The sequence below is a fragment of the Novosphingobium olei genome (assembly GCF_037076535.1).
GTDB lineage: Bacteria > Pseudomonadota > Alphaproteobacteria > Sphingomonadales > Sphingomonadaceae > Novosphingobium > Novosphingobium olei.
Window position 1 is genome coordinate 1,128,829 of the sequence record NZ_AP029021.1, and the last position, 23,196, is coordinate 1,152,024.

Annotated in this window: 21 protein-coding genes; 10 read left to right on the top strand and 11 right to left on the bottom strand. The window is 61.8% G+C overall.

All coding sequences use genetic code 11. The features are described from left to right. Positions 1-133: 133 nt before the first annotated feature. On the top strand, positions 134-1,378 hold the full coding sequence (locus AACH40_RS05380; protein WP_338644518.1) for a hypothetical protein: 1,245 nt from the start codon (positions 134-136) through the stop codon (positions 1,376-1,378). 90 nt (positions 1,379-1,468) lie between these two features. Here AACH40_RS05380 and AACH40_RS18880 read toward each other — a convergent pair whose 3' ends face one another. Together AACH40_RS18880 and AACH40_RS05385 are read right to left on the bottom strand one after the other, a co-directional pair. Beyond that, positions 1,469-1,651 carry an HGGxSTG domain-containing protein gene (locus tag AACH40_RS18880; protein WP_422394883.1) on the bottom strand — a complete coding sequence of 61 codons (183 nt, stop codon included), beginning with the start codon at positions 1,649-1,651 and terminating at the stop codon, positions 1,469-1,471. Continuing rightward, a complete protein-coding gene (locus tag AACH40_RS05385; RefSeq protein WP_338644520.1) occupies positions 1,632-3,149 on the bottom strand; it encodes a terminase in 1,518 nt (505 codons plus the stop codon). The genes AACH40_RS18880 and AACH40_RS05385 overlap by 20 nt, the downstream gene beginning before the upstream one ends. 190 nt (positions 3,150-3,339) lie before the next feature. Here AACH40_RS05385 and AACH40_RS05390 point away from each other — a divergent pair, with 190 nt between their 5' ends. Beyond that, positions 3,340-4,521, top strand: a complete 1,182-nt coding sequence (locus AACH40_RS05390) for a DUF6161 domain-containing protein (protein WP_338644522.1) — start codon at positions 3,340-3,342, stop codon at positions 4,519-4,521. A gap of 85 nt (positions 4,522-4,606) precedes the next feature. On the opposite strand, the gene AACH40_RS05395 is transcribed toward AACH40_RS05390, so the two are convergent. Further along, on the bottom strand, positions 4,607-5,071 hold the full coding sequence (locus AACH40_RS05395) for a surface-adhesin E family protein (protein WP_338644524.1): 465 nt from the start codon (positions 5,069-5,071) through the stop codon (positions 4,607-4,609). A gap of 114 nt (positions 5,072-5,185) precedes the next feature. Here AACH40_RS05395 and AACH40_RS05400 point away from each other — a divergent pair, with 114 nt between their 5' ends. Further along, positions 5,186-5,767: a recombinase family protein gene (locus AACH40_RS05400; RefSeq protein WP_338644526.1), complete on the top strand. Its 582-nt coding sequence runs from the start codon at positions 5,186-5,188 to the stop codon at positions 5,765-5,767. Here AACH40_RS05400 and AACH40_RS05405 read toward each other — a convergent pair. The 3 genes from AACH40_RS05405 to AACH40_RS05415 all read right to left on the bottom strand — a co-directional run bounded on the left by AACH40_RS05405 (position 5,764) and on the right by AACH40_RS05415 (position 9,163). Next, a complete protein-coding gene (locus tag AACH40_RS05405) occupies positions 5,764-6,060 on the bottom strand; it encodes a DUF5681 domain-containing protein (RefSeq protein ID WP_338644528.1) in 297 nt (98 codons plus the stop codon). The genes AACH40_RS05400 and AACH40_RS05405 overlap by 4 nt on opposite strands. A gap of 188 nt (positions 6,061-6,248) precedes the next feature. Next, a complete protein-coding gene (locus AACH40_RS05410) occupies positions 6,249-8,573 on the bottom strand; it encodes a bifunctional DNA primase/polymerase (RefSeq protein WP_338644530.1) in 2,325 nt (774 codons plus the stop codon). 401 nt (positions 8,574-8,974) lie between these two features. Beyond that, positions 8,975-9,163, bottom strand: coding sequence for a helix-turn-helix domain-containing protein (locus tag AACH40_RS05415; RefSeq protein ID WP_338644532.1), 189 nt, complete (start codon positions 9,161-9,163; stop codon positions 8,975-8,977). Between the two features lie 110 nt (positions 9,164-9,273). Between AACH40_RS05415 and AACH40_RS05420 the strand changes: the two genes are divergently transcribed. Then, positions 9,274-9,489 (top strand): hypothetical protein, encoded by a 216-nt coding sequence (locus AACH40_RS05420; protein WP_338644534.1) that lies wholly within the window; start codon positions 9,274-9,276, stop codon positions 9,487-9,489. Between the two features lie 574 nt (positions 9,490-10,063). Here AACH40_RS05420 and AACH40_RS05425 read toward each other — a convergent pair. Next, a complete protein-coding gene (locus AACH40_RS05425; RefSeq protein ID WP_338644536.1) occupies positions 10,064-10,351 on the bottom strand; it encodes a hypothetical protein in 288 nt (95 codons plus the stop codon). A 145-nt stretch (positions 10,352-10,496) separates the two neighbouring features. Then, positions 10,497-10,673, bottom strand: a complete 177-nt coding sequence (locus AACH40_RS05430; protein WP_338644538.1) for a helix-turn-helix domain-containing protein — start codon at positions 10,671-10,673, stop codon at positions 10,497-10,499. Positions 10,674-10,697: 24 nt separating this feature from the next. Between AACH40_RS05430 and AACH40_RS05435 the strand changes: the two genes are divergently transcribed. The 5 genes from AACH40_RS05435 (at position 10,698) to AACH40_RS05455 (ending at position 17,297) form a co-directional block, all read left to right on the top strand. Further along, on the top strand, positions 10,698-11,381 hold the full coding sequence (locus AACH40_RS05435) for a hypothetical protein (protein WP_338644540.1): 684 nt from the start codon (positions 10,698-10,700) through the stop codon (positions 11,379-11,381). Continuing rightward, positions 11,368-12,525 (top strand): site-specific integrase, encoded by a 1,158-nt coding sequence (locus AACH40_RS05440; RefSeq protein ID WP_338644542.1) that lies wholly within the window; start codon positions 11,368-11,370, stop codon positions 12,523-12,525. The genes AACH40_RS05435 and AACH40_RS05440 overlap by 14 nt, the downstream gene beginning before the upstream one ends. A gap of 428 nt (positions 12,526-12,953) precedes the next feature. After that, positions 12,954-14,936 (top strand): putative nucleotide-diphospho-sugar transferase, encoded by a 1,983-nt coding sequence (locus AACH40_RS05445; RefSeq protein WP_338644544.1) that lies wholly within the window; start codon positions 12,954-12,956, stop codon positions 14,934-14,936. Then, positions 14,933-15,733, top strand: a complete 801-nt coding sequence (locus AACH40_RS05450) for a hypothetical protein (RefSeq protein WP_338644546.1) — start codon at positions 14,933-14,935, stop codon at positions 15,731-15,733. Before AACH40_RS05445 ends, AACH40_RS05450 begins: the two co-directional genes overlap by 4 nt. Positions 15,734-15,863: 130 nt before the next feature. Beyond that, positions 15,864-17,297 carry an amino acid permease gene (locus tag AACH40_RS05455; protein WP_338644548.1) on the top strand — a complete coding sequence of 478 codons (1,434 nt, stop codon included), beginning with the start codon at positions 15,864-15,866 and terminating at the stop codon, positions 17,295-17,297. A 70-nt stretch (positions 17,298-17,367) separates the two neighbouring features. Here AACH40_RS05455 and AACH40_RS05460 read toward each other — a convergent pair whose 3' ends face one another. Further along, the gene (locus AACH40_RS05460) at positions 17,368-19,683 is read right to left on the bottom strand and encodes a TonB-dependent receptor (protein ID WP_338644550.1); all 2,316 of its coding nucleotides are present in this window, start codon (positions 19,681-19,683) and stop codon (positions 17,368-17,370) included. A gap of 378 nt (positions 19,684-20,061) precedes the next feature. Between AACH40_RS05460 and AACH40_RS05465 the strand changes: the two genes are divergently transcribed. Then, on the top strand, positions 20,062-21,135 hold the full coding sequence (locus tag AACH40_RS05465) for a TauD/TfdA family dioxygenase (RefSeq protein ID WP_420874030.1): 1,074 nt from the start codon (positions 20,062-20,064) through the stop codon (positions 21,133-21,135). A gap of 4 nt (positions 21,136-21,139) precedes the next feature. On the opposite strand, the gene AACH40_RS05470 is transcribed toward AACH40_RS05465, so the two are convergent. Both AACH40_RS05470 and AACH40_RS05475 read right to left on the bottom strand, forming a co-directional pair. Beyond that, positions 21,140-22,366, bottom strand: coding sequence for an MFS transporter (locus AACH40_RS05470; RefSeq protein ID WP_338644553.1), 1,227 nt, complete (start codon positions 22,364-22,366; stop codon positions 21,140-21,142). Continuing rightward, positions 22,363-23,178: a TauD/TfdA dioxygenase family protein gene (locus AACH40_RS05475; protein WP_338644555.1), complete on the bottom strand. Its 816-nt coding sequence runs from the start codon at positions 23,176-23,178 to the stop codon at positions 22,363-22,365. The genes AACH40_RS05470 and AACH40_RS05475 overlap by 4 nt, the downstream gene beginning before the upstream one ends. Positions 23,179-23,196: the final 18 nt, after the last annotated feature.

Here is a 23,196-nt window from a genome sequence, read left to right on the forward strand (position 1 = left end):
GCTGTCGACCGTCGAGGGCGACGGTAGGGTTTTGCCCGGGGCGCTTGAATCGCGGCATCGAGAACCAGAAAACTCTATTGCTCAAGCAAGCCGGATCAGCTTAGCCTATCGTAGAATACTAGGGGGCGGGACGATGTCATTCACTAATCCGGACTACCTTGACGAACGAACGGGAAACTATTTTGTCGATCATTGGCGGGGGAACCTCTCCTTGCCCGTGTCATATTGGATCAACGGCAGTTTAGTTGTCGCCGTCGTTAGTGGGCTGATCTTCGCCCTGAGCGTTCAGTTCAATCAAAGCAGTTCTTCGCTCCGGATCGTGTCGGTTGCAGCCATTGTCCTGCTGATCCTTGGATTTGGTGTCTGGATATGGGCGATCGTTGGAATCTGGCGCTCAGCATCAAAGCATGAGAGCCGAGGAGGCAACTCGGGTTGGGCTAGGGTCGCGCAAGGCATGGTTGTTCTTGGTGCGCTCAATTATTCAGGGCAGCTCGCAAAGGCCGTACCACAGCTGGCGGAGTTTGGTCAGCTCGCTGCAGGGCGCGATCCGATTGGTAGCAGTGCCACTTTGACAATCGAAGGAGATGCACTCCGTCTCACGGGATTTATATCCGCTGGAACCGCCGACCGTTTCAGGACTGTGTTAAGCGATCATCCTGAAGTTAGGCGAGTTTTGCTAATGTCTCCCGGCGGCCGTATTCGAGAAGCCACCCAAATCGCTGGGACCATCGCCGCAAGGCACATGGACACAATTGCAGTTGGCGATTGTTCTTCGTCCTGCACGATTGTTTTTCTTGCCGGCGCTCACCGTTTCGCTGAAGTCGGATCGTCGTTAGGATTTCACAGCCCTTCAGCCACCTCTATGACTGACAGCGAAGCCCAAACAGCAAACCCAGAGATGCGAAATGCTTATACCAATGCGGGGCTACCTGATTGGTTTGTAGATCGGGCGATGGCAACATCATCAAGCTCAATATGGCGTCCAACAGAGACACAGCTTGTTGAATTGGGAGTGATAAACAGCTTCACCCCCGATCGTGTCGCACGAAATAACGAGGTCGTTGCCAATGGGATCAACACCAATGGCCCGAAAAGAATGGATGGAATCACGGTTTTGACTGGTGCGAAAGCACAAGGGAGCCAGATAACCTACATGCACAAACTTGACGTGCAGATCCCCACAATGTCGAAGAGCGCAATCGAGAGAGTGGGCAAGGGAATTGAATCTACAGCGTGCGCCAGCATTGTTGACCGGCTCTTGATCGAGAGCGGTGGATCCTACGTTTATGAGTATCGCACACCAGATGGCGAACTAGTCGGTCGCTATAAGCTCGACAAGTGTCCGGCGCAGGCCGGGCTGCGGGGCGTATCAAGCTAGAGGCCAAGCAGGGCGGGTATGATTAATGTCTTAGGAGCATCGTCGCCATCACGGTGCGGCTGTGGCAAACGCGCTACTCATTGATCAGGCTTAGCTGGGTGGGGCGCTCGCCGAATACCGCCCATGCTTCCACGCGTTGCGATTGCCTTTGGGCGCCCCGGGCGATTTGCCGCCGTGGAAATGGCATCTACCGTTCGCCATGCCCAAGCGGCGGCACCGCCCACCCGCACGGTTGCGGGCCCCGCACTCTCGACTAGCCATCGAGTTCTTCATACCGGTTGAATTCACGGACAACGCCGTACTCGGTCGGATTGTAAAAATAGGGATTGTCGAGCGGCATCACGTACTCGGCGAAGGTGCATGCAAGGGCGTCCGCATCGTCGGGTGAGGGCATCCCGCGGGCGCGCATCTCCTTCTTGGACTCAAGCTGAATCGATGTCTGATCGCTGGCGTAGCCGTACTCAGGCGCCGTCAGGTCGGCCTCAAGCTCGTCCCAGTCGGGAATAGCCCCGGTCTTGAGCCAAGCCCGCATCTTGGTCCACATCTCAGCTCGCTTGTTTGCCGTGCGGACACGAATGCCCGGCTCGAGTTCTGCCTCTCGACCCTTCCCGCCGAACCAAACTTCCATGACGTTCTGCACGCCAAGCTGACGCAACCGATCGATGACCGCCGCGCCGATGTTGCCGGCGTCGACGAAGATCGCTTGAGGCTTCCACCGCTGGGCTTCCAACGCGATGTCACCGGCAAGGGTCATGGAATCCTGATCGTTCCATCGCCGCCATTCAAGCGAACGGGCGTCGCGCCCGCGGCGGATCGCCAACGTCGAGTGGTCATCGCCAAACCGAGCGCAGTCGACCCCGAAAATGACTGGGTCAGATTCGAGAACCTGCACCTCTCGCTTGCGTGCTGCCTGAACGACGTCGACCGGAATGAACTGGGTTGAGCTGGCACGGGGGAATTGCCCTTTGACGCGGACACGGACGAAATCGCTGTCCTCCCCGTAGGCGTCTATCCAGCGCTGCAACTGCTCTTTGCTCGTGCGCTTTACATTGCGCCCGTCGATCATGCGGTGGCGCCACTGATTGCGGAAACGGCCTACAATTGCCTGATGGAAACGCCCGGTGTTTCGAGTGGGATTTCCATAAGCCAGCCACAGGATTTCTGTGTTCGCGTCAGTCAGGCCACCGCTTGCTGTGTCCCAGATCGCATCGATGATCGAGGAAGCCTCGTCGAACAGAAGCACCACACGCTTGCCGGCGTTGTGCAGGCCGGCGAACGCTTCGGTGTTTCGCTCAGACCATGGGATCGCGTCGATGCGCCAGGTGCGCTCGTGTCCCGTCTCCGTTGAGTGGATCGACGTTGCCTCCAGCACGAACATTTCGCGAAGGCAATCGAACTGGAGGAGGGAGTACCACTTAGACAGCTCTGGCCAGGTCTTCGTGCGGAGCTGGCCCTCTGTGTTCGCTGTGACGACGCCGCGTGTGTCCTCGTGGGTCATCAGCGCCCACAGGATGATCCACGACACCTGGGAGCTCTTGCCGATGCCGTGACCCGATGCGGTGGCGTCCTGAATGACCTTGTACGGGTCCGCACGCAGGTCATTGCCGATCGCCTGCAGCTGCTCCCGCTGCCAAACGTCAGGGCCGTCCTCATTGGCTAGTGATGTGCCTCCGACGCCCCACGGGAAGGCCCAAAGGACGAAACCTAGCGGGTCATGAGTAAAGCGGCCGAGGTCAGCAATAACCTCTTGGCGGACTTCCTGCGGTGTCATTGGTTGCCATCCTGCCTCATTCGCGCAGGATGGTCTCCTCACTCACGGGGTTGAATCGCGGGGAACGTGGTTTGGCAAGCGAGGATGGCTGCGACACTAATTCTCGTTATCGCCGTGCTGTAAGACCAGATTGCTTGTTCTGTTGAATGTTCAGGCTTTAGAGCGTGGCGGGTGTAATTGGAGTGATTCTATGTCAAAGTTTCCGATCTTAATTTCTGATGGATTTGGAAACTCAATGTCATTTGATAGCGCCGACGAAGTGTCAAACTTTGTGGCGTCGGAGCTCGAATCTTGGCGATGGATGCACAAGCCACCTTCAGCCCAGTCACAGTTTGGCAGGGACTATCTTTCACGCTTTAACATTGTTCAGACGTGGATTGCGGCCTTTTCTCAAGGCTCAACCGGCTTGGATACGTTCCGGAATAATCTACAGAGCGTATTCGCCAGTTCGACACCGCAACTCGTGTTTTCCCAATTCTGGCCTGGGACGGCGGTTGCGCAGATCCGTTTTGATCACGGCGACGAGGTCGCCGAGACAGCCCTGATGTGGATTACAGGCCAATCACACCCCAATCTCGCGCGGCTGCAGGACTTCAAGGTATGGCAGGCCATCGCAAATCCCTCCTTCGCATCACACGCCAGCTGGACTGACGAGCAAAGAGCGAAGATCAATGCTTCGCGCGAGATGCAACGCAAGGCAATAGCGCAGCAGCGGGCCGAATATCAGCGTGAGGTTGATTCGCTTCGAATGATAATTGGTGAAGATCGGCCACAATTCCGCCGTCTTGTCGCCCGCGCCATCCGCATTGCATCTCAGCGTGCATCGAAGGTTCAGATTAGAGCTGAGCGCCAGGTAGAACTCATTCAGGACACACGCGCGGCTTACGAGGAACAGATGCGTCTGAAGGCCCCTGTTGAATATTGGGGAGATAAGAAAACGGCGCATGATCGGTCTGCCAAACTCTGGCTCCAGGCCTTAGCTTGGTTCTTGACCCTCTCATTGGTCTTTCTGGGATTAGGGTTCTTTGGCGCATGGACTATTTTGGGAGCCGACAAGCTGAGCGGTCGGCACTTCCTCATTGTGGCATCGTTGGGCGCCCTGCTCACGCTTGTATTCTGGATGGCGAAACTGATCGTGCGTATCTACTTGGGCGAACGCCACTTGGCGACAGACGCCGAGGAGCGCCGAGTGATGACGCAAGCCTATCTTGCGTTGATTAACGAGGGGGCGGCTACAAGCGACGAAAGGGTTGTGATTCTGTCGGCGTTGTTCAAGTCCGCGCAGGACGGGATCGTCAAGGATGATAACTCTGGCGACTTCAGTTTGCCCGCGATCCTGGCGAGCGCATTGGCTGGGAAGGGGCGGACTTAATTTGCTTGGCCAGCGAATTACGCACGCTTGCCTATAACTGGCCGCCGCGCGTGGTGACGAAGCCCCCATCAGGACTTTTGCCGGCTCAGTTAATCGGCGCTTCGCAGATCTGCTTCATTGTCTCATCACCAAGCGAACCTGGAACAACCGGGGTATACGAAGAACCGAGGTCATTCGTCCGGGTAGATGTCTTAATGGCGCTACCATCCTCCCTATAGGATGAAAAGGAATAGAGGTCCCAGGTTTGCTCATCGCAGTTATATCTTTCCAACTGCAAGGCATACGCTTCTTGAGGATTTTCCGGGCGCCTACTAACCACAGACACCCAAGCCTGTCTTACGGAGAATGGGCGTAAAGGAGTCGGTGGCAAATTCCTAATTGAGCTGTATTTTAGCCGCGTTACCTCTCCCCTTCCTGAAGTGGCAACATAACGCCAGTCACTGTCCCACTCACGCGCCAATGCGATAGATGGCAATAATGCCAGCGCAGCTACCGCAAATCTGATCATCTTTTTTGCCCCCTCAACAGCCGTGCCGATAGTATAAGTCAAAAGTTGATCCTTTTGACAGAGGGGTATTCCAGCCATTTTTGTCCTTCAAAAGATACCTTGACGCATTTCTGATAGTGCATCATAAAGTTTGATATCTTTTGATGGAGATTGGCAATGAGCCGCATCGCCTACTTTCGCGTCAGCACGAATGACCAGAGTATCGAATCACAGCGCAGTGCCATGGGCGGGACCTTCGACAAGGAATTCGCCGATGAGGGTGTGAGCGGGGCAACGTTGGCCTCATCACGGCCGGGCTTCAAAGAGTTGCTCTCCTACGTCAGGGAGGGGGACACAATTTGCGTCTACGCTGTCGATCGGCTTGGACGCGACGCACTCGATGTGCAGGCCACCGTTCGGAAGTTGCTGGCCCTTGGCGTTACCGTAGACGTCCATGGCCTCGGGCCCATAGGCAAAGGCGTAGGGGAGCTTATTCTAGCTGTTCTGGCGCAGGTTGCGGATATGGAGCGTCAGAGGATTGCCGAGCGTACTGCGGCGGGTCGAGAAGCGGCCAGAGCCGCGCTCAAGGCCACAGGCAAGACCCACCGCGGCAAGGACAGCTTGGGCCGCCCGAAAGCCGCCAATGGGGCTGAAGTGGTCAAATGGAGGCAGTCCAACAGCGCGAGTATCGCAGAGACGGCCCACCAGTTCGGGATATCTACCGCTAGCGTGTCGCGGTACTGTCGCGCGTTGGCCTAACCGGCCTGCGCAGCACGCCGCCGCGCCTGCTCCAGCAAAGACGCCGCAGCCTCGTCCGACTTCATCTCAATCCCCAAGTCCTGCTTCGGCCGTCCCCAGCCACGGTCCAGCAGCGCAGTAGCAGCTGACACCTTCGCAGCGTCCGAGGCCTCGTCGTTGTCCAGGACGCCTACAAGAGCCTCCACTGCCTTCGCGGTGTGCGTGCGCGCGAGATCCGTCAGCGTACGGCCATCAGGCAGCGTGACCTTTGCTCTTCCACCTGGATTGCCAGACTGCCCTTTCTGAAACGCCATCGATCGACCCCTGAACGTTGAGAGCAATCAGATACCGGAACAGGGCGGGGCGGTTGAATCGCGGAATCGGTAGTTCCAGCAGTTCCAGCAGTTCCGGGGTTTTGAAATCTCCACAAAAAAGAAAGTGAAATGACCTCTTTTTAGAGTGGTGGAACTACTGGAACTCGCACCCCCGAAAATGGCAGATTTCAGCCATTTGCAGGAGTTCCAGTCTGAGGCGCTATGATGCCACGTCCGATAGCATCCTCTTTATCCTTCTGGTGCGCCCTGCGAATTTCAGCAGCGAGAGCGTCATGCTTGGCGGCACTCCAGTGTGAATGGTTGCGGATCGAGTAGGCCCGCTGCGACCCTTGCCCGTCCACCCTGACCCTTGTTTCGATCCGCCTGAAATCGAGGTCGGACAAGGCACGGCGGATGGCGGCCGTGACCTGGCTGCTGCCTTCAAGGAGCGCCGTGATTTCCCAGTTCGTGATAATATCGACAGGCCACTTCGTCGCGATCTCGCTGAGCGTGATGTAGTCCTCATTTTGGCCGACACTGATCAATGCTCGCTTGGCTTCGCTCATCGGTGGCCGCTGCCCCGGCTTGAAGTGCGAGACATCCCGCCGTCGCAAAAATTCGGTCACCGACGCGACGAAGGCCGGATCGGGTAATGCGCTGTAGAGCCGTGCATAGTATTCCTGATCCTTCGGCTCGCCGTCGTGGGAAACAACCCAGAAGCGCCGATCGTCCTCAGTCAGCGGGATTGCGCCGACGTGGTTGGAGAACAGGAGCCACCGACAGCTGTTGTATTCGACGTGCTGTTTCCCGTACTTCGGATTGATCTCGCGATGCTCTACCGTGACCATCTGGCGCAGTGCCTGGGCGTGGCGGTATGTGGCGTTTCCACCCTCGTTAATTTCGTCGACGATCGCCAATATCTTGCGTGAAAGGCGGCCGTTGAACTTGCCTTCCAGCATTGCAACTAGGTCAAGGGACGCAGCGACATATCCGCGCCAGACCCGGGCGAGAACCGATGAGATCCAATTGCGTCCCTTACCGTGCTGCCGGCTAATATGAACCCAGCCATAGTGAGGCAGGACGCCAGGGTGTTGCTCTATGTGCGCAAGCCAGTCGAGAAACTCCTCAGCGTCGGCGCCCCAAAGCCAGTTTATGTGGTCGACAAAAATTGCGGCGCGCGCTCGCCAGTCTGCAGGAGGTTGAGCACGGGTAAATGGAGCCCACATGTTTAGGGCTGGGCGGTTCGAACTAGGCGCGGGAACGATTGTCTCCCCACCAGCCCTGAATGTGATTGTCTCAGCTTCTTTGCGCTCTTGATGCTCGAGCCAGCAATTCACGACCGGTCGCGCCTTCGGCTTTTCGTTTTCCGGCCTGACCCAATGTTTCGAGCCGGCCATGGCATTCTTAAAGTCCGGCAACGCGAGAACGGCTTGCGGCATGCTTAGCGGTGCGACCAATGAACCCTGCAAGATAAGCACATAGTCGCGCAGCATGTCTTCCAGTGACAGAATCTTGGCAGTCGGGATCTCTCTGGTGCCCTCGCCAATTTCCCGGTTCTCTTGCCTTTGCCGCTCGCGCCGTTCTTGCTTATTATCATGACCGTGAGGGGGTTGCTCTGACCGCCGTCGATCATAACCATCCCGCTCCGGTGCACGACGGGGGGTTCCTGCACCGTCGACCAAGCCACGCTCGACCTTGGAGACGACAGCATCTGTCGTCCACGGATCTCGCGGGTTATAGGACGGCATGCCCAGTCCCGCCGCGAGCAGGCGGCCTCTCGCGGTCGACGCCGACAGCTCGCCACCGGCGACAAGTTGCCCGACCTTGAGCGCGGCTTCGTTTAGTGCACACTCCTGCCCGCCATCGGGCGCGCTCCGTACCTTGGCGCACTCATCCTCAAGCGCGCGAAGACCGTAGGCCGTATCCTGCCCGTTCGCCGAACGGCAATCCTGTCGAGATTTCTCTGCAGATCGCTCAGTTTTCTTGAGCAGCTTCCGTAGGGCCGCAGGCGCCTGCTTTGGCTCCCCCTCGCACTCCCACGCATACAGCCGGCCCGAGGGATGCCGCGACGGCGGCACGATGACGTAACCGCCATCGCCACGCACTTCGGCCCCGGGCAGTTCAGGAAAAGGCCATCCAGTCCTCGAATTGAATTGCGCGTTCCGGATCGGATCGCTGGGGTCGTAGGCGAAGTAGAGGTGGTAACCTTTGCCCGTGGTGCAGCGCTTGGTCGCAGGGAGCTCGACCGTGCAAGCGGCCTCAAATGCTGCCGGATCGTCGATGTCCAAAACCCATGCCCCGGACACCTGCCCGGTCGGCAGGCCGATCATTGCGCGGGGCCACTTGCTCCACCAGGCCCGCACTTGTTCCGGATCCGAAGACGCCTCCTTAAAACCGCGCTCGGTGAGCGGACGCTTTGTTTCTGGATGGCAGGGGAAGACCGGCAAGCCGTTGGATGCGTACGCGAGCGCCGCGGCGAGAAGGTCAGGCTGAATCGTGGCTTGCTCAGTCACACGCCACCTTCAACTGCTCGATCGTCAAGAACCACCGGCAGCCCTTGCCGGGCGTCACGCCGACACACTGCGGCGAAGACAAGCTTCAGCGAGCCGATGTCCGTTTTCATCGGACCCTCGTCGAGGAAATCGCGACCGCCGATAATCTCGCCGATCCACTGGCCCCGCTCAGCCGGCCGAACATACCAGGCACGAATGAGACACCTCGCGGGGAATGAGATGACCTGTGCCGGGCCTTTGCGCCAAGGCTGGTACCGCTTTGTCACAGGCGCACTCCTTGCTGGAAGTGCTTGCGGCGCCACGCGGGCCTTGCCCCATGGGCTGGCGCAAGGTAGTACTTCGGAAGGTTCAGTCGAAGATCTAGGGAACGCTCGGCCTTGCCCGCCGGGCGTTTTCGCATTTCAGGCGGCATGTTCGCGCCCCCTTGCTTCGATCCAGCTATTCAGATCATCGAGACGGTAACGGACGCCTCGCCCGTCCGGATGTATCCGGGCAAATCGCGGACCGTCGCCCCGCGACCGCATGGCTGCAAGCGTGCGCTCGGATAGCTTCAGATAGCGCGCCGCTTCCGGAGAAGTCAGGATCTCCATGTTTGCACCTCGTTGGTTGTTGCCAACTGCATGCACGACGACGCTCAGTGCTTGAATCGCGGCTGAGATTGGTCGACGCCGTACGAAGCGAACAGGAATGAATCCTCGTCGTGGGGCAGATCTTCGACCCCGTGGTCGCAGTCCGCGATTGGGCAGCCCGGACCAGTGGAATTGGCTCGGGCCTGCCAGGTGATGACGAAGCTATCTTCGACATCCGGCTGTTCCTCGTCGGGATCGCCGTCTATTTCGTCAAGGCGGTCGATCACGCGCTCGGCAAGGGCCGCAAGTTCGTCCCGCGTAAGGCTTGGGATCGCCTGCTCCAGTAGGGCGAGGGGAAGGGCCGCAGCCCCTCCCGTAGTGTTCGGGCGGGCAGCCATGATCAGGCTTCCGCCGTTTGGCATAACGGCTGCCGCAGGATTTCGGATTGTAGCCTTTGGCCTGCAGGCTCACCCTTTACGCGATATGCTCGGAACTTCGGCCCCATCGGCCCGCCGTCGTGGAACTCCCAACCGCTCCAGCGAGCGCGACTCAACTCGATGACCGTGCCGTCCGGGGCGAACGTTGTTGCCCCCCCAACAACAAAGTCGTGCGTGACATCTCCGTTGAAGTGCCGAATGTCGACGATCGTGCCGGGAGGCACAGGACGTCCGCGCCCATCATGCTCAACCCAATCGGAGCGCATGGTTCAGGCCCTCCCCACCAGGTGCGAGCGAAGGGCACTCCATCCCCCTTTCCCAAGGTGTTCGAGCATCCGCGCTGCCTCGCGCTGCTCAGTGTCTGTGCGACCGAGCAACACAAAGCCGAGGATGAGGCGTCCCTCCGGAGTGACCGTGTAGCCACCGCCGACCTCTGCGAAGTCAGCGAGCCATGCATCGGGTTCGATGGTCTGAAGGTGTGCCATCAGCGTTCCCCCGCGTCCTGCTCGATGTGGAACCGCGCGTAAGCGACGAGGGAGGTCACGCCATCGATCGCCTTGGCGACGAGGCGCGGGGGCAAATCAGTGATCGGGCACCTATCGTTCGGCGGGTAGGTAGGATTTTCAGCGTCTTCGAAGGCGAGCGACAGTGCCTGCAGTAAGGCGTGAGCTTCGTTCAACCGCTCGTCTGCTGCATCTCGGTGGGATACGGCGATTGAACAGCCATTGATGCGGAAGTCCATGGTGGCTTCCTTTGAGATTTGTTCAGTCATTTGCACACTCCATCGCTTTCGGCACCGAGGGTCGGGCCGATGAGTTCGCTTGAATTTCCGAGGGTTTGGTGCGAAAGCTGGAGCGTTCCCGCCAAGGACGCTTCAGCCCCGCCGAGTTACCGCTCGGTGGGGTTGTTGCTTGTGGTCACGCCGCATCCGATCGAAAGGCAGCTTCGAGTTCGGACTTTCGGAAATAGAGCTTCCGGCCCTTGCGGATCACGGGGAGCATCCCGCGCTCGGCCATGTGATAGACAGCGCGAGGCGTCTCTCCGATGTAGTCTGCCGCAGCCTTTGCGCCGCTCAAAAGGTCTTGGGAAAGCATCGCCGATTCCTTGATAGGTGAACGATGTCCTTTCCCTATCTATTCCGCTGGCGTCCGTCAAATGAAAAGGGTATCGATTCCCTATCGGAGGATTCCTTGGCTACAATGCAATTCCAATTTGCCCAGGTGGAGCAAGCGTTGGCTGACATGCACCGTGTTGCTCCCGAGAAGCGTTCAGCCTTTCAAGGGCGCCTAAAGCATTATCAGAAGCAAGGCTTTCCTCCTGGGATCAACACAGGCAGGGGCAGAGCGGCCGTCTATTACGTGAGACACGCCGTGCAGCTTGCAGTCGCCTTGGAGATGAATCAGGTTGGCCTCAACCCCGAGCGCACTGTGCGGATTTGCACGGAGTATTCTGGGCGGATCCAAGGCGCGGTCATGTTGGCGACCTCACGAATGCTTTCGGATGACGCGGAGCCAGTTTTGCTGGTGTTCGACCCAATCGTATTGTCCGACTTGCGAGGGGAGGAAGAGTGGGATGAAACTGAGGCGACGTTTGACGTAAAGGGAGTGGAAGAGTTTCGCATGGGATTGGAAAATCTCGCTAATTTGCGATCGCGGCGATACGCCCTGGTCAACATAAGCGAGGTTATCGATGAGCTGTCCCATAGGCTGGGCGAGGCATCGAAGTACAACGAGTTCGACGTTATGCGGGAAATTCGGGCATCATCCAGCAATGTAGGCGCTTGGCGCGATGGCAATCCGTAAGCGCCAGTGGACGGCCCCAGACGGAAGCGCCAAGTCAGCTTGGCTGGTCGACTACAGAGACCAGGCTGGAAAACGCCGCGCTAAGCAGTTCGCGCGCAAGAAGGACGCCGAAGCATGGCTCGTTGGCGCCGCCTGGCAGGTGAGCCAAGGCGTCCACACCGCAGATTCACAATCAATAACCGTCGCCGAGGCAGCTGACCTCTGGGTCAACAAGGCCGATGCAGAGGGCAGGGAGCGCGGCACGGTCACCCAGTACCGTCAGCTGGCGCAGAAGCATGTGGTGCCGTTCCTTGGCGCCGAGAAGCTGTCGCGCCTGACGCGGCCCGCAGTGGAGGCTTATAGGGACGAGCTGCTGAAGACCCGCTCCAAGGCTATGGCAGGGAAGGCGGTGCGCGCCCTGTCGAGCATCATCACGGAGGCTCAGCGACGAGGGCTGGTGGCGCAGAATGTCGCCAGCGGCGTGAAGGTGGTGCGGCCAGCACGCGAACGCTCAAAAATCGTGATACCGTCTAAGGACGAGCTCAAGGCGATCCTGTCGAGCGCCGGCGACGATCTCCGGCCCATGCTGATGACCGCCATCCTCACCGGCTTGCGATCGTCTGAGCTTCGCGGCCTGCGATGGTCCGATATCGACCTGAAGCAGGGACTGCTTACCGTCGCCCAGCGTGCCGACAAGTTTGGCGAGATCGGCCTACCGAAATCTGCGGCCGGGCACCGTACGATCCCGATCGGCCCTGCTTTGGTGACCGAGCTCAAGGCTTGGAAGCTACGTTGCCCGAAGGGTGAATTGGGCCTCGCGTTCCCCAATACTGCGGGCGGGGTGCAACAATACGGCCACCTCCTGCGCCGCAAGTTCCTGCCGCTACAGATCAAGGCTGGCGTTTGCGATCCTGTCCTGGTCGACGGCGAGCCCAAGCTAGACGCCAAGGGCAATCCCGTGATGGTCGCGCGCTACGGCTTCCACGCACTGCGACACGCAGCTGCAAGCGCCTGGATCAAGCAGCGGATCGACCTCAAGCGCCTGCAGGTGTGGATCGGTCACGAGAGCATTCAGCTCACGCTCGACACCTACGGCCACCTCATTACCGACGCCTCAGGCGATGCCGCACTGATCGCTGCAACACAGGCGGAGTTGTTGGCTTGATGCAACACCAATGCGACATGGATTGAAAAAAGCGTTATAAATCAGCATCTCTAAGACACTTCCTAATCTGGGGGCCATGGGTTCGAATCCCGTCGGGCGCACCAACTCCCCAAAATCCCGCATCCAGATTGCTTGCGCCGCCTCTTGGGCGAGGCGGCAGTAAAGCGTCGTCCCTGCCACTCGCGTCGAGATGTGCCAAAGGCCAGACGGGCAAAGCCGGGAAGGCGCAAGGGTAGATGACCCGATCGAAAGACGATCATTGCGTCTCCGCTGTTTAAACGGGTGAAACAGCTGGTGTTTTGGTGCCGTGAACCGACCCTCATGTGCGAAAGCTGAATTAAACTGTTCTTGCGGCACTGGTCTTTCGCAAGGGATCAACTAAGCATTCGCTGGTCCCGGATTGATGAGAAGATCAGGCTTAAAAAATTATGTCGTCTCCCTGTCAGCAGTTGGTGATCTGTGGGTTTAGTAATTCGCTGACGGAACGGTTCGCGCGACTTGTCTGCTCTGCATCGGGTTTGCCCGCCGCGATCCGCAAGGGATCGGCAACCACGGTACGGCTGAAGCCCAAAGCCACCACGATCACGCATTACGCGCCGGATATCCTTGCCCTGGGGCGCATTGCGAGAAGCCCGGTCGGTCTGGCTGAACAGGTGGCGTATATCGTGCTGGTGCAGGACCCGCGCGATCTGCTGATCGAACGGGACGAGCAAGGGCGCTTCGTGTGGAGTTTCGACCACGCCTTGCGCATATCGAGCGAAGGATTGCCGACCCGCAGCGATCCGGGATTGCTCTTCGTCCACAATGCCGTGGGCAAGGCCAGCCGTGCGCGGTCGCGGATGCTGGTGGTCCGTCAGGAAGATATCGAAGTCCAGCCGGCGCTGGTGGAGGCTGCAGTCGCGCACGTGACGGGCCTTACCTTTACGCGCAGTTTTGCGCGGTTGATGGCCCGCACATCGGAGTGGGCGGACGCGAAGGGCGTGATGGGGGATGAAAAGCCCGCGCTTGACGAAGCGGCGGCGGCGCATCTGGTGCGGCAGTTCAGGCTGGCGCCCGAGCTGTTCGAGGTAATGGAGCAGACCGGCTATGCCCGCGAGGGGCAGCATCTTTGGTTCGAGCGGCTCTGTGCGCGAAACCCGCAAGGCCTTGACGATGCGCATGGAACAATTGTCGGCTTTTTCACCGAAGGGACCCGTTACGAGGCGGAGGCGGAGCGGCTGAAGGCGTCGGTCGAAGCGCTGGGCCTGCCCATCCATCTCGAAAAGATACCGCCCATGACCGACTGGCTTGCGGCCGTTCGGCACAAGCCGATCGTGCTGCGCGAGTTGCGCGAGCGGCTGCGCGGGCCATTGCTCTATGTTGACGTCGATGCGGTCGTGCACTCCGATCCCTGGCCGTATCTGCGTGGCTATCACGCGGATGTGGCCGTGGCCGGTCATCGCGACGAGCAGATCATCAGCGGGACCATCCTGCTGAACGACACGCCGGGCACGGCCCGGCTGATCGAGGAATGGATCGCGGCGCAAGTCGCCAGCCCTGAGGCGTGGGACCAGCATGCGCTGCAGACGGTTGCGCTGTCCACGGAGCCGGACCGCGGGTATCGGGTCGACTTCCTGCCGCCCGAAATGTGCAAGGTGTTCGACCGGCGCTATAACCCACCGGTCGAGGCCGTGATCGAGCATCTCCAGGCGAGCCGGGAGAAAAACGCGGGTTCGGACGACGATACGCTGGCTGCGCAGCTGGCACGGCGCCATGCGCGCATCGCCGAGATCGAAGGTGGCCTGCCCGCAGGAACGCTTGCACCGGCGGGGCCGGTCTCCAGCCTTACCGCTCCGCGGTTCGGCGACCTGCCGCAGACGGAGCGGCTCCTTTCGACCGAAGCGCTTGCCGCCGAACGTGCATCGGATGTGAAGCGATGGGCCAACCCGTCGAACCTCAATGCCAGCTGGTCGCCCCGCGCGGCCGTGGTCGCCAAGCTGCTTCGTCCGGACGACGTGGTGCTCGATCTGGGGTGCGGCCAGATGGATCTTGAGCGCGAGCTGCCACAGAGTGCGCGTTATCTTCCCGCCGACATCGTGTCGCGCGACAGCCGCACACTCTATTGCGAGCTCAATCGCGGCATCGTACCGGACGTGGCGGCGGATGTCGTGACCATGCTGGGCGTTCTTGAGTATTGCCACGATCCCGCTGCGGTGTTCGCGGCAATCGCGGCAAAGTGGCAGCGCCTGGTCCTGACCTACAATCCGGCCGACCTCGATGCTGGCCGCGACCGGCGACTGCACGGTTGGTTCAGCGCGCTCGATTCCGCCGGAGTGGTCAAGCTTGCCACCGAGCAGGGTTTCCAGCTCGAAGCGATCGTGCCGCATGGTGCGAGAGAGAGGATCTACGTGTTCACGAGGCCAGCGGCATGACCCTGCGCGTCACTAGCGTCTATCGCCGCGACGAGACCAACGTGGGCGATGCATTCTGCGCCCCGTCCCGGTACTTCGACATCACGGGCCCGGAACAGGATATCCTCGAACTTGATCAGCAGGGCCTGTCGGGCGTGGTGATCGTGGGCGGGGGTGGACTGATTGCCCAGACATTCGCACCGGCGATGACCGCGCTTGCGGAATGCCGACCCCGGCTGGATGCGCTGATCGGCTGGGGAATGGGCGAAAGCCTGCATGTCGATCGCAAGGGCGGAATGGTGATGCCCTTTGCGGGCGCATTGCCCGACTATCTTGGCGCGTACGATCTGCTGGGCGTCAGGGATTTTGGCACCCCCTATCGCTGGACGCCATGTGCGAGCTGCATGTCGCCAGAATTCGACAGGGTTCGCGATCAACCGACCAAGCCCTTCGTCATCTACGAGCATAAGCGGATCCCCGTGCCGATTGACGGACAGGACCGGCTGACCAATGACGGCAACGACATCAGCGGCGTGCTCGATTTCCTGGCCTCTGGCGAAGTGGTGATCACCAACTCCTATCACGGGGCCTATTGGGCGACGTTGCTGGGGCGCCGCGTGGTGGCCATTCCCAACATGTCGAAGCTGTACCGCCTGAAGCATGCACCCGCTGTCGGCCGTGCCGAGCATTGGCGACAGCTGGCCGAGGTAGCGGTCGCCTATCCCGAAGCGCTTGCCGAATGCCGGGAAGCCAACAGGGCGTTCATGGACGACGTGACGGCACTTTGCCAGCAGGTGGGCGCGGCGGACGCGTCCTGATCGCCGCCGTACGAGTCCACGCCTGCCACCTAGCCGGGATCCCCAGAGCCAACTTGTGTCCGCCTGGCCGGCTGGCTTTCGGACCGGGCCCGCGATAAGCGTTGGCAAAGCAAGGGGATGGACCATACCGATGCGATCATTGTTGCGGCGCAAGGCAATTCCGGCGAGCCATGAGCTGCCCGAGCACCAGCGGCTGGCGCGCACGCTTTCGTGGCCGCATCTGATGGCGATGGGCGTGGGTGCGATCGTCGGGACCGGAATCCTGACGCTGATCGGCGTGGGGGCGGACCGGGCGGGGCCAGCGGTGTTGTGGTCGTTCGTGGTTGCCGGCGTGATCTGCGCCTGCGCCGCGCTTGCCTATGCCGAGATGGCGACCGCGATCCCCGCTTCGGGCAGCGCCTATACCTATAGCTACGCGGTTCTGGGCGAGGTCTTCGCGTGGATCGTGGGGTGGTCGCTGATCCTGGAATACTCGCTGGTGGTTTCCACCGTGGCGGTCGGTTGGTCAGGCTATGCCAATGGTTTCCTGATCGGGCTGGGCGTGCACTTGCCCGACGCGCTGGTGCAGGGACCGACGGTCGAGAACGGTGCGCTGACGCATCTGGGCGTCAATCTGCCGGCGGTGTTCATCATCGCGGTGGTGGCTGCGCTGCTGATGCGCGGAACCCAGGAAAGTGCGCGGATCAACACGGCGCTGGTGGTGCTCAAGCTGGTGACGCTGGCGCTGTTCGTTGCGGTGGCCGCGCCGCACTTCGACGCGGCGAACCTCCAGCCGTTTGCCCCGCATGGCTATGGCAGCACGCCGGGCGAGGGCGGGGTGAAGTACGGGATGCTGGGGGCAGCGGCGATCATCTTCTTCGCCTTCTATGGCTTCGATGCGATCTCCACTGCGGCGGAAGAAGCGCGCAACCCCGACCGCGACCTGCCGATCGCGATCGTGGGGTCGATGGCGGCCTGCACCGCGATCTACATCGTGGTCGCCACCGCTGCCGTGGGTGCGTTACATTACACCGCATTCGGCAAGAGTGCCGAACCACTCGCGCTGATCCTGCGGTCGATCGGCAGCCCGGGTGTGGCCACGGTGGTGGCGGGCGCGGCGGTGATCGCGCTGCCCACGGTGATCCTGGGCTTCCTTTATGGCCAGAGCCGCATCTTCATGGTGATGGCGCGCGACGGGTTCCTGCCCGAAAGCCTGGCGCGGGTTTCGGCGCGGGGCGTGCCGGCGCGGATCACCGGGGCGACGGCGCTGTTCGTGGCCGCGATCGCGGCGCTGCTTCCGCTCGATTTGATCGCGAGCCTTGCCAACGCAGGCACGCTGTGCGCCTTCGTGGCGGTGGCGCTGTGCGTTCTGATCCTGCGCCGGCGCGAGCCCGAGGCGCGGCGGGCGTTCCGCACGCCGCTGGCCTGGGTGGTGTGTCCGGTGGCGATCCTTGGCTGCCTGTACCTGTTCACCGGGTTGCAGGCGATCACGCAGAAGTCGTTCCTGGCGTGGAATACGGCGGGGCTGGTGTTCTACCTGCTCTATGCCCGCCACCGCAGCCTGGCGGGCGCCAAGGCGGGGTGATCCGCAAAAGCTGCAGGCGGACCACCCCGGGGGACGATCCGCCTGCAAATATTTTCAGGTACGGGCCGCTTCAGAAGCGGAAGGCGATGGTGCCGAAGACCTGCCGCGGGGGAATGTATTCCACGCTGGTGGTGCCCGAACCGTAAGGATCGGCGAACTTGTTGCTGATGCCGGCCTTGTCTGTAATGTTGGTGGCCGTAACCGAGAAGGTGAACGGCGAGTTTTCCGGCTGATACTGCACGAACAGGTTGCCGATCGTGTAGGCGGGCACCGTATCGTAGGCGGGCACGTTGAAGATGCGCGAGTTGAACTTGCCGCGGTAGATCACTTCGCCGCGCAGCGTCAGTTCACCCGGACCGACCGGCGCGGTGTAGGTGGCGGCAAAGCTGCCCTGGACGCCGGGTAGTTTGGGGATCTTCTTGCCGTTGGTGTTGGCAGAAGCCCCGATGACCGCCCCGATGATCCGCGGATCGAAGTAATAGGCCGCGGGGTAGCCGAGGGCCGCGAAGGTGGTGGCGCGGATATCCTGCGCAGTCTGCTTGTCGATGGTGTAATAGTCGCCCTTGAACTTGCCCTTGGCGAGCGCGAGGTTGCCGTCGAAGCGCAGTCCGGTGACCGGTGCCCACGTCGTTTCGAATTCGACGCCGTAGGTTTCGGCCTTGGGAATGTTTGCCGTGCCGCCGGCGAAGGGGACCGGATCTTCGGCGGTGAACTGGAAGTTCTTGTACCAGTAGTAGTAGGCCGAGGCGTTGATGCGCAGCGTCTTGTCGAAGAATTCGTTCTTCGAGCCGATTTCGGCCGCCCAGACGGTCTCCTTCTCGTACGCGCTCTTCACGTAGATCGAATCGCCCGCGAAGGTCACGCCGCTGGGCTTGTAGCCCTTCGACCCGGTGACGTAGACCATGTGTTCGGGCGAGAACTGGTATTGCAGGCTCAGCTTGCCGGTGACCGCGTCGCTCTTGGATTCGCGCGGCGGGACCGTGGCGAAATACTGCACCGGCTGCGCGGTGATCTTGTCCCAGTTGTGGCGCGCACCGGCAATGATGTCGAGCTTGTCGGTCGCGTGGATGATGACCTGGCCATAGCCCGCCAGCGTCGAGTGCTGGTAGGGGCTGTTGGTCTGGAAGGTGACGCGCTCTCCGTTCGACGGATCGACCGCGAACCCTGTGGGGGCGTATTCGAGAATGTCCTGCAGCGCGTTCTGGCGCAGGAAGAAGAAGCCCAGCGTCCATTCGATGGACTTGTTGGGCGTGGACGAGAGCGAGATTTCCTGCGTCCACGTGCTCGAATAGTCGCGCCACTTGACGAGGTTGTCGTAGTAGTTGGCGTAGGTGTAGCGATCGTTGTCGCCGGTCTGGTTCTTGTTGAGGTACTGGTAGGCGGTGACCGACTTGAGCACCGCGACATCGCCCAGCGTCTTGGCCATCGACAGGTAGGCCATGCGGGTCTTGGTCTTATAGGTGCTGGGGAAGTCCTGGTAGACGGCGCGCGGGTTGGACAGCGGATCGGCCACGTAGGTGGTGCTGCCGTTCGCGGGATCGGTGCTGCACAGCAGGCACTTTTGCAGCGCGCCGTTGTGATCGGCATCGAACGACTGGCCCGAAAGCGTCAGCGTGAAATCGTCCGACGGCTGCCACAGCAGCGAAACGTGCGCGCCAAGGTTGTCGGCATCGTCGAGCGGATACTTGTCGTAGCCGGGAACTTGCGTCGCATAGCCATAGCCATCGTGGCGCAGGTACTGCACCGTGGCGCGCACGGCCAGCGTATCGCCGATCGGCAGGTTCAGCGTGCCGTAGCCGCGCACGTAGTTGTAGTTGCCGTACGAAACGTTGGCTTCGCCGCTGGTCTCGCCGAGCTTGGGCTTGCGCGTGATGACGTTGACCGCACCGCCTGTCGAGGTCTGGCCGAACACGGTGCCCTGCGGCCCGCGCAGCACTTCGACATGGTCGACGTCGAGCAGGTCCTGGTTGAGCGCGACGACGTGGGCAATGTAGACGCCGTCGATGTGGAAGGCGACGCCGGGCTGCGAGTTGGGGTTCTGGGCGGTTTCGTAGCCGATGCCGCGGATGGCGATGACGCGTTCGTTGCCTTCGCTCTTGGTCACGGTCAGGCCGGGTACGAAGCCGTTGAGATCTGCAAGCTCGGTGGCGTTGCGCTGGCGCAGGGCATCCTGCGACACGGCCGTGATCGACAGCGGCGCTGCCTGCAGGTTCACTTCGCGCTTTTCACCCACGACGGTGATGCTGCCGATGCCCGCATCGTCTGCTGTTGCCGGGATGGCTTCGGTCGACTGGTCGTCGGCGGACACTTCCGCAGCCCGCACGCCCGTGGCGGACAGGGCGAGAAGGGATGCTGTGGCGGTTAACAGGATGGAAGACTTGCGCATGGGTTCCCCCCTCATTGCTGGCTTGATCCATCCCCTCAGGCAGCTTTTGCTGATTGCTCTCCCTTGGCACGCCTTCTGCCGGGCCCGCCTTGACTTGCCCTTTGAATGTCTGCGCGGGAGGGTTGCGGGTCTTGCGCCACTACGCACGATTAATTGACGGTTCCCCCTTGAACGCCGCGCCGCCTGCCACATCCGGCGCGCTTTGCAAATGCCCTATAACACCCTTGTCCGTGCGGGGGCGGGCAAGGCGAGGCGATCGGGATGGAGGCGTAAAGGGATCGGCACAAAATCCTGCGCAGTGCGACAAGAACCGCCCGCGACTGTATGTCACAGGCAAGACCACACGCCATTTGCCATCGTGAGGAAGCAACCTTGTCCGTGACCACGACCTTCGCCCCCGTCCTGACCCGCGCCGCCTGGCGTGGCGACGAGCTGTCCACAGGGCAGGACTGGATCTATGAGCTGGATGGAGCCCAGCTGGCCGAGCTGGAGGCGCTGGGCGCGCGGTTCATGGCGGAAGATCCGGACCTGCGCACCGTCCAGGCCGAGGACTATCCGCTGGTCGCCTGTGCCGAGGCGTGCGAGGCCTGGCGGCAGGAAGTCGACTTCGGGCGCGGTTTCGTACTGGTGCGGGGCCTGCGCGCCGAGCTCTATTCCGACGCGCTGTCGAGCGCGATCTACTACATCCTGGGCCTGCACATGGGCGATCCCATCCGCCAGAACGAGATGGGCGACCTGATCGACCACGTCTACGCAACGTCGGACAAGACCATGGACGATCCGACCGCGCTTTCGTCAAAGGTGCGCGACAAGCTGGTCTATCACTCCGACAGTTCCGACATCGTCGCGCTGATGTGCCTGCGCGGTGCGAAGGAAGGGGGCGCATCGTGCCTGGTTTCGGGAGCGCAGATCTATAACGAGATCCTTGCGCGCCGGCCGGACCTTGCCCCGCTGCTGTTCGAGCCGTTCCATTGGGACTGGCGGCGGCAGGACCACGAAGCGCCCGCCGATACCTATACCTCTCCGATCGTCAGCATCGAGGAGGGCGTGTTCAGCATGTATGCCGGATCGCTCTATATCCTGACCGCGCAGGAATATCCCGGCGTGCCGCAGCTGACCGACGACCAGATCGAGGTGCTGCGCCTGTTCGACGAGATCACCTATGAGCCGGGCATGGCGATCGAGATGGATTTCCGCCCCGGCGACATCCAGTGGCTGTCGAACTATGCCGCGCTGCATGCGCGCACGACGTTCTGGGACTGGCCCGAACCGCAGCGCAAGCGGCACCTGCTGCGGCTATGGCTATCGAGCAAGGGCGTTCGGCCGGTCGTTCCGGGCTTCGGCAAGAACGGCGTTGTCCAGCATCGCGCGGCGCCACGCGACGGTGCGGCAGAACATCCCGATGCATGCTTCCATGTGCGCGGTGCGGCGGTGCCCCGGCTGATTTCCTGAGCTTTCAGACGATCGCGTCCGCGCTCGGGTCCGCCGGCCGGCGGATCAGCGCGGATGCACCGGCGAGCGGCAGGAGCGATGCGGCAAGCGCCCACAACGCCGGGGCGTAGCTGCCGGTCGCATCGGCGATCAGACTTGCGGCCCACGGCCCGGCCGAGGCCGCGCCAGCGAGCGTCCAGATCAGAGCAAGACCTGCGGTCCCTGCGCGGCGGCCGAAGTGTTCGACCAGCATGACGGTGACCGCGAGCGTCACCAGCGCGGTCCCGAGGCCGAAGGCGGGGACGAAAAGCAGCGTCACGGCCGGCCGCGTGGCCAAGGCAAGGGCAGCAAGACCGACCGCCTGCGCGGCGAGGGCAGCGATCAGCATCGCGCGGGTGCCGGTGCGGGCGAGGAGGAAACCGCCGATCGCGGTGGCGGCAGCGCCGAACAGACCCTGCGCGCCCAACGCCGCAGCGCTGGCGCCGGCAGCCCAACCGGCCGTGGACAGGTGCCCCGGCGCCGCGCTGAACACCGTCATCAGCGCGCTCTGGGTCAGGATCATGGCGCAGGCCATCACGCCATAGGCGTAGCTGTGCAGCGCGCGCAGCGGTTGCCGCGGGGCGTCTGCGTTGGCGGGGGGCGCGGGCGGTTCGCGCAGCAGGCTGTGCAGGATGGCGGCGAGCAGCAGGGCGAGCGCCGCCGTGCCGTACCAGTAGCCGCGCCAGCCGAGCGCGGCGGTGGCCGCTTGCGCCGCGATGGGACCGACGGCGTTGCCGAGCGCTCCGGCGGTCAGGTAAAGTCCGAAGCGCGGGCCGGCGCGATCGCCCGACCAGCCCGAGATCATCGTGAACGCTGGCGTGTTGGCGAGCAGCGAAAAGCCGCCCCCGGCGAGCGCCGTGGCGAGGCAGGCCAGGGCCGGTGTCTCGGCCCGCGCCGCGACGAGGAACCCCGTCGCCATCAGCAGTGCGCCTGCGGTCATTGTCCTGCGACCGCCGAACCGGCCGATCGACCAGACCGGCAATGTCGCGGCGATGCAGGCCGCAACGATCATCGCGGTAAACGCAGCCCCGGCCTCGCCCGCGCTCCATCCCCCTTCCGCCGCCATTGCCTGCAACGCCACGCCAAGCCCTGCGAAGACCACGCCCTGCCCGAAGAACAGTGCAAGCGAGCAGGCGATGAACACCGCACGTTCGCGGTGCCGGTATTGGTCTGACGGCAGTTGTGCGGGCGTGGTTGGGAGGGGCGCCCTCACGCCGGCTTTTCGCCGAGGATCTGCACGCGGAAGCCCGAACGCGTTTGCGGGAAATAGTCCCAGATCGCCGAATGCTGGGCGCAGCGGTTGTCCCAGAAGGCGATCGAGTGCGGCTGCCAGCGGAAGCGGCACTGGAACTGCGGGTGCTGCACGTGTTCGAACAGGAACGACAGGATCGCGCGGCTTTCGACCGCGGGCACGTCCTCGATCTGCGTGGTGAAGCCGCGATTGACGTAGATGCACTTGCGCCCGGTGACGGGGTGGGTGCGGATCACCGGGTGGCTGTGGCGCGGCAGCTTCATGCCTTCGGGCGTGATGCCGCCGAAGCCGACCGCCGAATCGTGCACGGCCGTCAGTCCGTCGAGATAGGCCTTCATGCCGGGCGAAAGCGCATCGTAGGCGGCGTACATGTTCGAAAACACGGTGTCGCCGCCGACCGGCGGGATCGTGTGCATGTAGAGCACCGAGCCCATCGGCGGGTGTTCGTCGCAGCTCATGTCCGAATGCCAGTCTTCGCCCGCGACGAACTTGCTGTCCGCGTCGGCGTGGATGATCGTCACTTCGGGGTGGCCGGGCACCTGCCAGGGCTTGGTGCTGGGGGCGATGTGCACGCCGCCGAACAGGTTGGCAAAGCGGATGTGATCCTCGTGCCCGATCTTCTGGTCACGGAAGAACAGCACCAGGCGGTCGGCCATGGCGGCGTGCAGTTCCTCGACCTGTTCCGCCGGGAGCGGCGCGGTGAGGTCGATCCCGGAAACCTCGCCGCCGATCGTGGGGGTAAGGTTGCTGACGGTGATGGTGTTGTAGGACATTGCGGTTTCCTGAAAGGG

Coding starts and splice junctions, on each gene's coding strand:
- AACH40_RS05380 (WP_338644518.1), top strand. CDS start 134: ATGTCATTCACTAATCCGGACTACCTTGACGAACGAACGGGAAACTAT.
- AACH40_RS18880 (WP_422394883.1), bottom strand. CDS start 1,651: ATGAAGAACTCGATGGCTAGTCGAGAGTGCGGGGCCCGCAACCGTGCG.
- AACH40_RS05385 (WP_338644520.1), bottom strand. CDS start 3,149: ATGACACCGCAGGAAGTCCGCCAAGAGGTTATTGCTGACCTCGGCCGC.
- AACH40_RS05390 (WP_338644522.1), top strand. CDS start 3,340: ATGTCAAAGTTTCCGATCTTAATTTCTGATGGATTTGGAAACTCAATG.
- AACH40_RS05400 (WP_338644526.1), top strand. CDS start 5,186: ATGAGCCGCATCGCCTACTTTCGCGTCAGCACGAATGACCAGAGTATC.
- AACH40_RS05405 (WP_338644528.1), bottom strand. CDS start 6,060: ATGGCGTTTCAGAAAGGGCAGTCTGGCAATCCAGGTGGAAGAGCAAAG.
- AACH40_RS05415 (WP_338644532.1), bottom strand. CDS start 9,163: ATGGAGATCCTGACTTCTCCGGAAGCGGCGCGCTATCTGAAGCTATCC.
- AACH40_RS05425 (WP_338644536.1), bottom strand. CDS start 10,351: ATGACTGAACAAATCTCAAAGGAAGCCACCATGGACTTCCGCATCAAT.
- AACH40_RS05430 (WP_338644538.1), bottom strand. CDS start 10,673: ATGCTTTCCCAAGACCTTTTGAGCGGCGCAAAGGCTGCGGCAGACTAC.
- AACH40_RS05435 (WP_338644540.1), top strand. CDS start 10,698: ATGTCCTTTCCCTATCTATTCCGCTGGCGTCCGTCAAATGAAAAGGGT.
- AACH40_RS05440 (WP_338644542.1), top strand. CDS start 11,368: ATGGCAATCCGTAAGCGCCAGTGGACGGCCCCAGACGGAAGCGCCAAG.
- AACH40_RS05445 (WP_338644544.1), top strand. CDS start 12,954: ATGTCGTCTCCCTGTCAGCAGTTGGTGATCTGTGGGTTTAGTAATTCG.
- AACH40_RS05450 (WP_338644546.1), top strand. CDS start 14,933: ATGACCCTGCGCGTCACTAGCGTCTATCGCCGCGACGAGACCAACGTG.
- AACH40_RS05455 (WP_338644548.1), top strand. CDS start 15,864: ATGCGATCATTGTTGCGGCGCAAGGCAATTCCGGCGAGCCATGAGCTG.
- AACH40_RS05460 (WP_338644550.1), bottom strand. CDS start 19,683: ATGCGCAAGTCTTCCATCCTGTTAACCGCCACAGCATCCCTTCTCGCC.
- AACH40_RS05475 (WP_338644555.1), bottom strand. CDS start 23,178: ATGTCCTACAACACCATCACCGTCAGCAACCTTACCCCCACGATCGGC.